The organism is Marinobacter antarcticus, from assembly GCF_011049865.1.
Lineage (GTDB): Bacteria > Pseudomonadota > Gammaproteobacteria > Pseudomonadales > Oleiphilaceae > Marinobacter > Marinobacter antarcticus_A.
The window spans coordinates 42,108-54,950 of sequence record NZ_DRGY01000100.1; the positions used below are offsets into that span (position 1 = coordinate 42,108).

The following is a 12,843-nucleotide window of genomic DNA, read 5'->3' on the forward strand; positions in this document are numbered from 1 at the left end:
AGCGCCGTTCACACGTTCTGATTTCACAATTCGGAGATAACCGGATGTCATTTTTGCCGTTACTGCGCTTTTCCGGCGTAGACAGGCGTGGGCTTTTGCTTTTTGCGACTGCCTTCGTCAGCCTGTTCTTTTCCACTCTGCTCTTTGCCCATGGCGTTGAAGAAGGCGATGCCCTGTTCATTGAGCAAGCCAGCGGGGCACAGCTGTTGCCCTTTATCTATCTCGGTGCCAAGCACATGGTGACCGGTTATGACCACCTACTGTTCCTGGCGGGGGTCATTTTCTTCCTGTATCGAATGAAAGATGTGGGCATCTACGTGACCCTGTTTGCCGTTGGCCACAGCGTCACGCTTTTGTATGGCGTGCTCAGCGAGACCAACGTCAACGCCTACATGGTCGATGCCATTATCGGATTTTCTGTGGTCTATAAGGCGATGGATAACCTCGGTGCTTTTCGGCGCTGGTTCGGGTTTCAACCCAACACCAAAGCGGCCGTTCTCATCTTCGGGTTCTTCCACGGCTTTGGTCTGGCGACCAAGCTTCAGGACTTTACGCTGTCTGAAGATGGCCTGGTGGCAAACATCCTCGCGTTCAATGTGGGCGTCGAGATCGGTCAGCTGATGGCGTTGAGCGTTATTCTGATTGCTATGAATTTCTGGCGCAGAACCGACTTTTTCCCGCGTCAGGCGTTGGCCGCCAACGTTCTTCTTATGAGTGCCGGCTTTATGTTGATGGGTTATCAACTGACCGGTCTGTACACCGTTTCCTGAGGACATAGATCATGCAAGACATTTCAAATATGGATCGCGAAGGGCTGCCATCGACAAAGAGGCTGATCAAGGCCACCGGCGTTGCCGCTGTCATTGGCCTGCTGACTCTGATCATAGCTATTCTGCCTGCAGAATACGGTATTGATCCGACCGGGCTGGGAGGGGCTATGGGACTGACCATGCTCAGCCAGGCAAATGCTGCGGAGCCGGCATCTTCGGAGGTTGGCTCATCGTCCGACAACCTGCTCGCGCTTTCCGCAGGCCCCGTGTGGAAGACGTCGGGCAAGCTGAGTTCAGACACAACAAGAGTCACTCTGAAACCGGGCGAGGGCCTTGAGGTAAAGGCCACCATGAAAGCAGGCGACCGCATGGTTTTCAGCTGGGCCTCAGAAGGTGGCCCCGTTAATTTCGACATGCACGGTGAACGTTATAACGACGGCGACAATTTCACCAGCTACTGGCAGGGAAGAAATGAACCCGCTGCAAACGGTGCTTTCGAGGCGCCATTTGACGGCACCCATGGCTGGTATTGGCGAAATCGCGGCGACGAGACGGTTACCATCGTGCTCCGAACCAGCGGTTTTTACGACGGCATCACCAAGAAGTAATCAATTAATCATCGTTAAGGAGTTATTCCATGAAAAACATCATTCTTTCGTTCACAGTCGCTCTCGTTTTTTCATTCGCTGGACAGGCGTTTGCGGGTGCCGGGCATAGCCACGGCGTATCGGAGCCTATTTCCAAAGCACAGGCAACCCAGAAGGCAGCGACCGTAAAGCAGCAACTGATCAGTTCGAACCAGGTCTCTTCCGCATGGAGCGATATCGAAGGCAGTAGTGCCCAGCAACGTTCGAGCTCGGCCGGTAGCCTTTGGGTAGTGGAGTACGCCAACCCCAAGGCTACGGATGAGAACAAGTCCAGGCTGTTCGTGTTCGTCGATGAATTCGGCAACCCGGTTGGGGCGAACCACACCGGCGATCTGTAACATCCAGGCGGCATAATGAGGGCGTGCTACTCAATGGGTAGCACGCCCTTTTTATTTGGGCCAGTAGATATGATGATCGTCGATCACGAAGTCGTGTTCATGGATTTTGTGTGAATGTCTGTGGGTGTGGTGGTGGGGTTCTGGGCCCTCCCATCCTTCATGTTCGTGTTGATGATGCTCATCGTGGTAGTGGTAATGACCGTGAGTTACCGCGTGATGGGTATGCTCCAGATAATCCGGGTCCTGGCGCGGCCAGAGCAGTGCGGCAGTAACCACGGACAAGAGAGCTATCGAACCCAGAACCATAAAAGCCCCCATTAATCCCACCTGAACACCGAGCCATCCGGCAAGGGGGTAGGTGACCAGCCAGCACGCATGGGACAGCGAAAACTGGGCGGCGAACAGCGCCGGACGATCTTTCTCGCGACTTGATTGCGTCAACAATCGTCCCGCAGGTGTGAGGATCATCGACATCCCGGCTCCCATCAGAAACCACAGCAAAATCAGCAATGGAATCCCCGGCATTGTGGCCCCAGCCAGAACACTCAGGGAAAGAACGAATCCTCCAAACAACATGCAGGACCTCGGCTGAACCCTGCTCAGAATACCCGGCAGGGTGAGCGCCACTGCCATAGAACCACCACCTGCGGCTGCAAACGCGAGCGCTACCCATTCCTCGGCAAGCCCAAGATGGCTCCGTACATAAACGACGGTGTTGACGATTTGCATGGCCCCCGCAGAAGAGACCGCCATGCTCAGGGCAAGCAACCCTCGGAGTCTTGGTGTTTTCAGATAGATACGTGCGCCTTTGGTGACTCTCGTCCAGAAGGGCTCACCGAGAGAGTCGTCAGTGCGAGCGGGCAAGGTGACGGATAGGACGAAAGCGGCGGAAAGGACAAAGGCAAAACCATTCATCAGAAACAGTACATCAAACGTCATGATGGTAATCAGAGCCGCCGCTAGCATCGGACTCAGCAGGTTCTCCAGATCGTAAGCCAGACGGGACAGCGACAGCGCCTTGGTGTACTCAGCTTGATCCGTCACGATATCAGGGATGGTTGCCTGGAAAACCGGCGTGAAGCCGGCCGAAAAAACGTTGAGAACAAACACCAGCGTATAGATCTGCCAAACCTCAGTGACGAAAGGCAGAACCGCCACCACGCAGGCTCGCAGGATATCCAGCGTTACCAGCAGAGAGCGGCGCGGAAGTTTCTGGGCAACAGCGCCAAACAGCGGCGCGATGACCACATAGGCGATCATTTTAAGCGCCAGCGCAATGCCGAGCACCTGGCCCGCATTGCCGCCCGCCAGATCATAGGCCAGGAGCGCCAGCGCAACCGTCGTCAGGCCGGTCCCCGCCAGCGCGATTACCTGAGCACTGAAAAGGCGCTTGTAGGTACGAATTCTAAGTGGGGAGAAGATACCCAGTCGGTACACCTTATTAACCTCATATCTTCCGATCAGTTTTTCACCGTCCGATTCCGATACGTCTCAAGATCGGCTCGCAGCGGCTCCAGGTCATAGCCGACTGCACTGGCTTTGCCAAGCAGGTCCGTGACCGGATGGTGAGCCGCATTGGCATAGGCCCACAAGTGGATGGCGCGCTTACCGGTGCGACAATAGCCCAGAACCGGGTCCGTGGATGATTGCAACGCGCTGGCAAAAGCCTCGATGTCCTCTGGGGCGTACTTTCCCGGTTCGACCGGAATTTCGTACCAGGTGATGCCGAGCGACTCTGCCTTGTTTTTCAGGGTTTCGGTATCAGGCTGGTCGTCCGTTTCATTTCTGGGTCGGCTGGCAATAATCGTGCGGAAACCCGCGTTTGCCAGTTGTTCAATGTCGTCAATACCAGGTTGCGCCATTACGCTGAATCGCTCATCAACTTGTTTGATATCCATCGAAGATCTCCTTTAATCTTGGATTCATAGAATAAGTGCAGCACCACCTGTTTTCAGAGTGCCTGAATGCTCATCCCAGAATATCTCTGCCGGAGTGTGATGTCCAAGTCGCTTTCTGGGCCGATTGTTAAGCTTATCCACCACCCGCTTTAGCTAGGCTTCTGTGACATTCCTGAAGTCCGTTCCCTTCGGGAAATATTGCAGGATCAGGCCGTTGGTATTCTCATTAATGCCGCGTTGACTTGAACGGCACGGATCACAGAAATACGTGCTGGCTGTGACCGTCATCCCAACGCACCGGTGCTCCGCAAACTCTGAGCCATTATCCAGTGTCAGTGTCTTCACAGCGCCTCTGAGAGGCCGCAGCATCCGGATCATGGCATCCGCCGTCGGGCCCGCCCTCCCAGTCTCCGATCTACAGTCGCTGCTCAACTGCGCTTCAACTCACAGCTAACCGTTGAGCTGTGACAACCCAGTGTTTGGGCTATTTGGCGCAAGCTTCGTCCCGCATTCATCCACGCTAAAACCTGATATCGTGACCCTCGGGTCAAAAGGGGCTGCGGGTTTGGGCACAGTAGAGACGCTAGTCCTAGAGCAAACGAAAACATAGAGACATAAAACCTATTGACTATCGGTTTTTATGCCTCTATGTTTATTTGGGTGCAAATTGATAGTTCAACGCAACGGTATTGACCGATGGTAACAAAATCCATGCAACTGGGTGAGCTTGAAAAATTAGTGCTTAATTATCTGTGGCGCGAGCACATAGCGGATGCGAAACAGGTACATAGCCACTTTGAGCCACGCCGTGGTGGCACCTTAAATACCATTCAATCCACGTTGGATCGTCTATATAAAAAGGGCCTGTTGACGCGTGTAAAAAGCGGCCATGCGTTTAATTACTCACCTTCTGTCGAACGCAAAGCGCTGTTGGGCTCTCTCATTCAAACCATTACAGAAGAGCTGGCCAAAAATGATGCCGACGCGGTGCTGGAAGCCTTCGTGGATATTTCTGTCAATATTGATGAAGAAAGTTTACAGCGCCTAGAGCATTTAATCGCCAGCAAAAAGGCGGAGCGCAAGAAAAACCAAAAACAAAGAAAGCCAGTATGAACTTGGTGATGCATAGTTTATTTCTTATTTCAGTCGCGGTCTTAAGCTTCAGTGTTGCCAGTGCGCTCATAGCCCATGCATTTTTGCGATGGTCTAATCAGTTTAATCCTCGCTCACGATTATTTTTACTGCGCCTATTTGCTGCTTGGCCGCTATTAGGTGGCTTGGTAATTGGAGTCATGGTTTCACTCCCGTCAATCTATCATGACTCTAAATTGCCATTCGATCATTGTCACAATCCCGGTGGCTGCGTAATGCAACCCGCATCACATATGCTCTCTATCGGGGAATTCACGCTTTTCATTGGGCTATTGGGGCTTCTCTTCTGGGCTACTATCAACGCGTTATTACAGTGGCGTCGCGCTTACGCACTAGCTGATTCGATCGAAACCAACACCTATGCAACGCTGGCACCGGATATCCATGTAGTGGAGGCAACGCAGCCCCTGGCGTTCTCAGTGGGTCTCTTTAAGCCGGTCGCAGCCCTGTCCACCGAACTTATACGATTATTAACACCTCAACAGTTGGACATTATCTGTAATCATGAACAAGTACATTTGCGTCATTATGATAATGGCTATAAATGGGCGTTACGTTTGTTATGTGCCTTTCATTGGCCACGGGTTAAACGAGCCATTTTATCAGAACATGCCGTTACCTTGGAGCTTCGGGCGGATCAGCACGTGGCACAACACACCGAAGATCCTATTGCTGTCGCCGAGACAATCGTTGTCATGCAGCGACTCATAAAGCCGCTCAAAACTAGCGAGCCAGTGTGTCAATTTGTGGGCTCGGCTTTGGAGCGACGTGTGCAGTATTTATTAGCTCAGTCGCCAAGTCGTGATCTTCCTAAATGTTCAGCGGCTCTTTGTTTAATAACCGCTATTGTCATCATTACTAGCGGCGCCGCACCGATACACAACGCTCTAGAAGCCATATTAAGAGCTTAACCGAATAAAAATGATCAATGGAGTTTATTTTAAATATAAAACGACGCACAAAATACCGATTGCCAGTCGGTTTTTATGCGTCAACTCTTTAGTTAATCGAACGGCTGGTATTGGAAGAATAAAAACGTATTGCCGATTGTTGTGACATTAAAAACATAAGGCGGTTACAAAATATAATATTTTTCGCTGTTTTAGCATCCTTGTGACTTACATTTTAGGTTGGGCTGATGACTCTATCCCTGACGCACTGTTATGAATCGCCAATTTACTTTTCGAGTCCAATGGCTCACACCGTTACAGGAGCAGTTCATGTTTAGTTTGGCTCAACCGCAACCCAGGTTCGTGCTCGTGGCAATATTATTGTTGCCCATAACCACACTAGCGCAACAAGAAGAGACCACCCTGCCTGACCTATGGACACTTGAAAATAGCATACAGCGTGTACTCGACATTGCTCCGGAAATAAAAACGGCCGAGGCAAAAGTCAATGCCCGGCAAGGCGCATTGCAGCAGGCGGGGGCGTGGCCCAATCCAACGATTTCGGTTCAAAGTGATGACAAGCTGGGTATTGAAGATGGCTCGGGGGGCAACGATATAACCCAGTATGCATTCAGCCTACCCTTGCCACTAAGTGGTCGCCTCTCTCACCAAAAAGCGATAGCGAGCGAAGCACTACAGGGTGCGAAGGCTAACCGTCGCTATCAGCGATTAGTGCTTGAGCAACAGACGGCAATGCGATTTCGGCAGTTACAATTGACGACGGCCAATTTAGAACTCGCGGAGCAACGCTTAAAACTGGCTGACGAACTGAAAGCGGCTACTTTACGGCGCGAACAAGCCGGAGAATTATCCAAACTCGAACGCCTTCGTCTGGGTCTTGTCCGTGAAGAGGCGCAGCAGATTCTGGACAAGGCTGAAGGTGAATACCACGAGGCGTTGAGTCAATATCGCGCTTATTTAGGGTTACCCTCAACCGTCAACTTAACTCTAACACCGTTGAGGCCCCTGGAGTCAGTGCCACCATTAGCCACCTTTGAAATGAATTTGGCCGACCAACCATTGTTCGTGGTTGCGCAGCATCGCATAGGCGCTTCACAGTCTAACGTAAAGCTGTCTCAGGCGAGTCGCTGGCCTGATCCGGTTCTCAGTGTGTTTCAAGCGGAAGATTTTTTAGGTGGGCGCCGTCAAAAATCTATCGGCATTGGCCTCAGTATTACGGTACCGCTTTGGGACAGAAAAAGCGGGCAACGAAGTCAGTCCCTTGCCGAGGTAAGGGAAGCCCAGTCAGATCTGAATTCTTTACGACGGGATATCACCAGTCGGGTAAGACAAAGTTATATTCATCTTAAGCACCTGGTGCAACAGGCCACGCATTATCGCGCTCGTGTATTTGAACCTGCACGAGAAGTCCTGGATCTCACCAACAAAGCCTACTTGTCGGGTGAAGTGGAGATTTTGTCTTTAATTGATGCTAACAGCACGTATTTTAATGCACATACCCGCTACCTGGGATTACTTCAATTGGCATGGACCGAGAGGGCTGAGCTTCAACTGACCGCTGGGCGATCCTCCTTGAATGCAGAACAGGAAAAATAACCATGAATATCTTCATTAAAAGTCTACTGATCATTGCACTCCCACTCTTTTCGGTTCTGGTGCACGGCGCCGAGCTTGAGTTGAGTACTGAGCAACTCAAGACAGCCGGTTTGACTACGATTACTGTCGCTTCTCGTGAGTATGCTTCACGCGTAAAGTTGACGGGGATTTTGACGTCTGATCAGCGTAAGAGCAATCGCATCGCGTCAGTCGTGGAAGGCATCGTGACTGAGCTAAAGGTCGTTGCGCACGATCGTGTACGCGAGGGGCAGGTACTGGCCAAGTTGCGCAGTAACACCTTGGGCCAGGCCCAAGCCGATTACCTGGAAGCCCTCTTTCTATTCCAGCTCACACAGACCGAAAAAACCAGGATTGCTGGCTTAAGGCGAGAAGGGATCGTCTCGGAGAGTCGCTTGCTCAAGGTGAACAGTGACTATAAAACGGCCCGTGCCAACCTGAAACAACGGCGACGGCTTTTGTCTTTGACTGGACTTTCCGATCAGCAAATCCAGGCATTAGAAGATAAACCCGACCTACTGGCCGAATTTGAATTGACCAGCCCCATTGACGGAATTGTGTCAGTCTCAACGATCGAATCCGGTCAATTGTTACCGGCCGGTGAGGCAGCTTTTCACGTCGATGATCTCTCGAGTCTTTGGCTTGAAGTTCAGATTCCAGTCGCGAGTTTACCGCTTGTCAAAGTAGGCGCTGAGGCTTTGATTCAAGTCCAATCCACTCCTGACCGTCCCTTTCACGGCAAGCTGCAATCGCTCGGCACAGAAGTTAACCGCCAAAGCCAAACACTAGAGGGCCGAATCGTGGTGGCAAATTCGGAAGGCTTACTCTACCCGGGTATGTACGCTGAAGTGAGCATATCAGGTGTCGTCAATCAAAGCTTGACGGTGCCTGCGAGTGCGGTGTTCAGGGTGGGCGATCAGGCGTACGTATTCCAGGCCTTGGGCGGGGGCCGATTTGAGCCCACACAAGTGGATATTGGGTCTGGAGCAGATGGGTTGATACCGATCCAAAGCGGCCTGGAAACAGGAGCCACAGTTGTAACCCAGGGTGTGGCAGAGTTGAAATCTCATTGGCAATATCAGGGAGGCGAGTAGCTTATGATTGCTTCCCTGATTCGTTTTGCCTTGATACAACGGTTAATGATCCTGCTGTTAGCAGGTGCCCTTAGCGTTGCAGGCCTGTGGGCTTTTCGCACTCTTCCTATCGATGCCTTTCCCGATATCGCATCGCCGCAAGTGTCAATTATTATTAAGGCCCCGGGCTTGGCACCTACGGAAGTAGAAAGCCGAATTACTTTCCCGATTGAAATGGGAATGCAAGGGTTGCCGCGCCAGGTCGTGTTACGTTCGATGACGAAGAACGCGCTCAGCATTGTCACTATCGACTTCGAGGATGGTGTCGATATTTATTGGGCGCGTCAGCAGGTAACGGAGCGTTTGAATCAAGTCTGGAGTGAACTGCCCGATGGCGTTGAAGGAGGCCTGGGGCCGGTTACAACCCCCTTGGGCGAAGGCTATATGTATCGCGTTCAGGGCGTTGGCTATAGTAATCAAGAATTGCGCCGCATTCAAGACTGGGTCATTCGTCCGCGCTTGCGTTCAGTTGCCGGTGTGGCAGAAGTCAATTCACTGGGTGGCGATGTAAAAGTATTCGAAGTGGTTGCCAATCAGGACGCCTTAATGGCCTATGGGCTCAGCATCAACGATTTACAAGCCACACTGGAAAACAATAACCGCAATGCCGGTGGTGGTCGTATTAATCGCAATAACGAGGTGCTGTTGGTACGCACTGAAGGTCAGCTTTCTGGCCTGAAGGATATTCGCAGTATTACCGTGACCAGCCGCAACGGCACACCCGTGCATGTGGATGATATTGCCGACGTGCGTATCAACTCGTTGACACGCTATGGAGCGGTGACCGCTGACGCGCAAGGTGAGGTTGTCACTGGTTTAGTGCTGTTGCGTAAAGGCGCTAACAGTCGCAGCACAATAGACGGCGTTAAAAAAGAAATAGACGCAATGCAGTCAGCGTTGCCTCAAGGTGTGGAATTAGTCCCGTTCTATGATCGAACCGATTTGGTTTCAGCAGCGGTGTGGACCGTTGAAAAGGCCTTAGGCGAAGCTGTGATTCTGGTGTTATTGGTATTGATTGTAATGCTTGGAAATTTGCGTGCGGCATTGACGGTCGCATTGATCCTGCCGTTATCTGTTTTATTTACATTTATTATGATGCGTCTTTTCGGTGTACCTGCCAATCTTATGTCGCTAGGAGGGTTGGCTATTGCCATTGGGATTCTGGTAGATGCCGCGGTCGTTGTGGTGGAAAACATTCACTCTCAACTTAACCGCGCACCTAAAGGCGTGAGTCGTCTACATTTGGTTTATCGTGCGACCTTGGAAGTGGCAACTCCCGTTATTTCAGGCATCTTGATCATTATTGTCGTTTTTCTTCCGCTCTTCAGTCTCTCGGGACTTGAGGGGAAGATGTTCACGCCGCTTGCCGTGACCATTTCCTTTGCGCTCGTGGCCTCCCTTCTTCTATCGTTAACCGTGATACCGGTACTAGCGAGCTTATTGATGAAAGGAGGCGCAGAAAAAGAAGGGCGCGTATCAGGCGCCTTGAAGCATGCCTACTTACCCGTAATGAATTGGGCACTTAGCCAACGAAAGCTCGCCATTGCCGTTGCCCTTGGGGCTTTGGTTGTGGCTATGATTATGTACCCCTTTATCGGAAAAGAATTTATGCCGGTAATGGATGAAGGTACCACCGTGGTCATCATTGAAAAGCTACCCAGTGTTTCACTGGAACGCTCACTAGAGTTGGATGCCCCTTTCCAAAAGGCCATGATGGAACTACCGGAGGTCACTGGTGTTGTGTCACGAACGGGTGCCGATGAATTACGCCTGGATCCGATGGGGCTTTACCAAACGGATAACATTCTGATCACCAAGCCGCGAAGTGAGTGGACGGTGAGCCTCGAAGAACACCAGGAAAATCTGCGTAAAAAATTGGATCAATTTATTGGCATTGACTATGCGTTTACCCAACCCATTGACATGCGCGTATCTGAGATGTTGACGGGCGTGCGTGCCGCTATGGCGATTAAACTCTACGGCGACGATCTTTCTGTTCTGGAAGAAAAATCTAAACAAATCAAAGCCTTGGTCAATAACGTTCCCGGCGCCGTGGACGTGTTTCGTGGACAGCTGTCAGGGCAGAGTTATTTGGAAATTAACATTCGCCCTCAGGCTATCGCCCGTTTTGGCATCAATAACGAAGATATTAATCAGCTGATAGAAGTGGCTGTCGGGGGCCGTGTTGTCACCGAGGTAATCGAAGGCAATCAGCGCATCGGTGTATTACTTCGCTACCCTGAAGAAGCGCGGTTTTCTCCGGTGGCTATCGGAAGCTTGTTTGTGGAATCGCCCAACGGTAACAAAATACCATTGAGTAGCCTGGCGGATATTCAAGAAGTAGATGGACCTGTGGCTATTACACGCGAGTCGGCTAAACGACAGGTGGTCATACAGTCCAATGTTGATGGACGCGATGTGGTCAGTTTTGTCGATGAGGTTCGTGAATCTATTGAGCGCAATATAACACTACCACCAGGTTACTACGTTACCTTCGGCGGACAGTTTGAAAACCAACAACGCGCTTCTGCTCGCTTGGTCCTCGTAGTCCCTATTGCAATCGCGTTAATATTTTTGATGCTATTTATTACGTTCCGTTCGTTGGGGCAGGCAAGCTTGATAATCTTAAATATCCCCTTCGCAATGATCGGTGGCGTTGTCAGTCTCTTTGTGTCTGGTCTGTATCTTTCCGTCCCTGCCTCGGTTGGTTTTATAACCTTGTTTGGTGTCGCTGTTCTTAACGGTGTGGTGATGGTTACTTATTTTAACCAGTTACGTGAGTCTGGGCGTAGTATTATTCAAGCCGTACAGGAAGGTGCCGAACGTCGTTTGATGCCAGTACTTATGACTGCCTTGATCGCAAGTTTCGGGCTCATGCCACTGTTGTTCGCCACTGGCCCCGGGTCTGAGTTACAACGACCATTAGCTGTTGTGGTTATCGGTGGTTTGTTCTCCTCAACGGTACTTACTTTAGTATTGCTGCCAACACTCTACGCGTGGCTTGAAGGCCGGGCCGAAGCCAGGTTGCACACTGACAAAGAGGTGATGGTATGAAAGTTCTTATTATGATTGTGCACAGCAATAGTCAGCAGAATTTATCTGACTTATTGCGTAGTTTAACGCAAATAGAGGGTTTTACTTTCAGTCATGTTGAGGGACATGGGGCAAAGGAGGTACACGATCCTTTCCTCTCGGCTCGCGATATGGTGGTGGGTTACGTTCCCCGAATCCGTGTGGATATTCTACTTGATGATAGCCACGTTGATACCGTGCTTGACTCAGTGCGCGCAATGTCCAGCGGTGGTAACGAACTGGGTGTCTTTTGGGTAACCAATGTGCAAAACAGTGGGCGGCTATAGGGCTAACAAAATGGGCGAATTAAGGTTTCACTGGCGGCAGAGGGGGCCGCACAAAAGACAGCCGCTGCCGACGCCAGTGCCGATGCCTCCAATCAGGCCTTGAATATTTGCAGTCCAGTTCATTGAATTCTTCCCATGTGGGTTCAATCCTAACTCTCGTGTGTTTCGTCATCCAGAGCTGTCCATAGAGATTCTCATCGATTCGAATAATGTGTTCCTGGGCGAAAATTCATGCTCACAAGTGCCACTATTGCTTGCCACAGGCCAGATTAGCCGGTACGGCAATATCCATCAGCTTGGGGTTGGGCAAATCCAGATTATTCATAATCTGGGCGTACTCGGCTTCCGATTTGCCCGCCAAACGTGGGTTGTAATGTTTTTCCTCGTAGATGGAAGAGCTCAGCATTCCTTTGTAGTCATGGGCGGGATACACCAACGTATCGTCTGGCAAGCAGAACAGCTTGTTGACGATGGAATCGTAGCTTTTGCGCGGATCGCCGCCCTGGAAATCCGTCCGGCCACTGCCGCGAATCAACAGTACATCGCCCGTGAAGACGGCCTGCTGGCTGCCCTGATTCCAGTAAAAACTGAAGGACTCATCCGTGTGGCCAGGGGTGTATATGGCCTCCAGGCGGATGCCGTCGATGTCGATCCGGTCGCCTTCCGACACATGCTCTGACACGCATTCCGCCTTGGTAAATTCACCCATGATGGTGACGCACTGAGTGGCGTCACGCAGAGCGCCCAGGGCGGTGACGTGATCAGCGTGCGTGTGGGTGTCGATCGCCCTGACAAGTTTGAGGCCAAGTTGATCAATCAATCCAAGATAGGCCTCCGTAGATTCTTTTACGGGGTCGATAATCACCGCTTCCCGCCCGCGGCCTGAGGCGATGAGGTAGGTATAGGTGCTGGACGTTTTGTCGAAAAGCTGACGGAACAGCATAAAGTTCATCCTCGCGAGAAATGTAAAATAATCTAAGCTTGTAACTTAACGTAATAACAAGGGAGGCACCTGTCAATC

14 protein-coding genes are annotated in these 12,843 nt (G+C 51.2%); 9 read left to right on the top strand and 5 right to left on the bottom strand.

Annotated elements, in window-relative coordinates:
* Positions 1 to 44: 44 nt before the first annotated feature.
* The 3 genes from ENI00_RS12665 to ENI00_RS12675 are packed head-to-tail and all read left to right on the top strand — an operon-like array spanning position 45 to position 1,755.
* Positions 45 to 770 (top strand): HupE/UreJ family protein, encoded by a 726-nt coding sequence (locus ENI00_RS12665; protein WP_071262978.1) that lies wholly within the window; start codon positions 45 to 47, stop codon positions 768 to 770.
* 11 nt (positions 771 to 781) lie between these two features.
* Positions 782 to 1,378 carry a hypothetical protein gene (locus ENI00_RS12670; protein WP_304102884.1) on the top strand — a complete coding sequence of 199 codons (597 nt, stop codon included), beginning with the start codon at positions 782 to 784 and terminating at the stop codon, positions 1,376 to 1,378.
* Between the two features lie 29 nt (positions 1,379 to 1,407).
* The gene (locus ENI00_RS12675) at positions 1,408 to 1,755 is read left to right on the top strand and encodes a DUF6488 family protein (RefSeq protein WP_071262976.1); all 348 of its coding nucleotides are present in this window, start codon (positions 1,408 to 1,410) and stop codon (positions 1,753 to 1,755) included.
* A gap of 51 nt (positions 1,756 to 1,806) precedes the next feature.
* Here the strand turns inward: ENI00_RS12675 and ENI00_RS12680 are convergent, their stop codons facing one another.
* The 4 genes from ENI00_RS12680 to ENI00_RS18785 form a co-directional block, all read right to left on the bottom strand.
* On the bottom strand, positions 1,807 to 3,177 hold the full coding sequence (locus ENI00_RS12680; protein WP_414674258.1) for an MFS transporter: 1,371 nt from the start codon (positions 3,175 to 3,177) through the stop codon (positions 1,807 to 1,809).
* Between the two features lie 38 nt (positions 3,178 to 3,215).
* Entirely contained in the window at positions 3,216 to 3,653 is a 438-nt protein-coding gene (locus tag ENI00_RS12685) for a TIGR01244 family sulfur transferase (protein WP_304102887.1), read from the bottom strand.
* 153 nt (positions 3,654 to 3,806) lie between these two features.
* The gene (locus tag ENI00_RS18780) at positions 3,807 to 4,085 is read right to left on the bottom strand and encodes an IS30 family transposase (protein ID WP_414674256.1); all 279 of its coding nucleotides are present in this window, start codon (positions 4,083 to 4,085) and stop codon (positions 3,807 to 3,809) included.
* A complete protein-coding gene (locus ENI00_RS18785; RefSeq protein ID WP_367273086.1) occupies positions 4,082 to 4,261 on the bottom strand; it encodes a helix-turn-helix domain-containing protein in 180 nt (59 codons plus the stop codon). The genes ENI00_RS18780 and ENI00_RS18785 overlap by 4 nt, the downstream gene beginning before the upstream one ends.
* A gap of 88 nt (positions 4,262 to 4,349) precedes the next feature.
* Here ENI00_RS18785 and ENI00_RS12690 point away from each other — a divergent pair, with 88 nt between their 5' ends.
* The 6 genes from ENI00_RS12690 to ENI00_RS12715 all read left to right on the top strand — a co-directional run bounded on the left by ENI00_RS12690 (position 4,350) and on the right by ENI00_RS12715 (position 11,822).
* Complete coding sequence (locus ENI00_RS12690; protein WP_304102890.1) at positions 4,350 to 4,766, top strand: BlaI/MecI/CopY family transcriptional regulator; 417 nt, start codon at positions 4,350 to 4,352, stop codon at positions 4,764 to 4,766.
* Positions 4,763 to 5,716 (top strand): M56 family metallopeptidase, encoded by a 954-nt coding sequence (locus ENI00_RS12695; protein ID WP_292275068.1) that lies wholly within the window; start codon positions 4,763 to 4,765, stop codon positions 5,714 to 5,716. Before ENI00_RS12690 ends, ENI00_RS12695 begins: the two co-directional genes overlap by 4 nt.
* A 309-nt stretch (positions 5,717 to 6,025) precedes the next feature.
* Positions 6,026 to 7,312: a TolC family protein gene (locus ENI00_RS12700; protein ID WP_304102895.1), complete on the top strand. Its 1,287-nt coding sequence runs from the start codon at positions 6,026 to 6,028 to the stop codon at positions 7,310 to 7,312.
* A gap of 2 nt (positions 7,313 to 7,314) precedes the next feature.
* The gene (locus ENI00_RS12705) at positions 7,315 to 8,424 is read left to right on the top strand and encodes an efflux RND transporter periplasmic adaptor subunit (protein WP_304102897.1); all 1,110 of its coding nucleotides are present in this window, start codon (positions 7,315 to 7,317) and stop codon (positions 8,422 to 8,424) included.
* A gap of 3 nt (positions 8,425 to 8,427) precedes the next feature.
* Positions 8,428 to 11,517 carry an efflux RND transporter permease subunit gene (locus ENI00_RS12710; RefSeq protein ID WP_304102900.1) on the top strand — a complete coding sequence of 1,030 codons (3,090 nt, stop codon included), beginning with the start codon at positions 8,428 to 8,430 and terminating at the stop codon, positions 11,515 to 11,517.
* Positions 11,514 to 11,822 carry a P-II family nitrogen regulator gene (locus ENI00_RS12715; RefSeq protein WP_304102903.1) on the top strand — a complete coding sequence of 103 codons (309 nt, stop codon included), beginning with the start codon at positions 11,514 to 11,516 and terminating at the stop codon, positions 11,820 to 11,822. Before ENI00_RS12710 ends, ENI00_RS12715 begins: the two co-directional genes overlap by 4 nt.
* A gap of 247 nt (positions 11,823 to 12,069) precedes the next feature.
* Here ENI00_RS12715 and ENI00_RS12720 read toward each other — a convergent pair whose 3' ends face one another.
* Positions 12,070 to 12,765 carry an MBL fold metallo-hydrolase gene (locus ENI00_RS12720; RefSeq protein ID WP_304102906.1) on the bottom strand — a complete coding sequence of 232 codons (696 nt, stop codon included), beginning with the start codon at positions 12,763 to 12,765 and terminating at the stop codon, positions 12,070 to 12,072.
* Between the last annotated feature and the right edge of the window lie 78 nt (positions 12,766 to 12,843).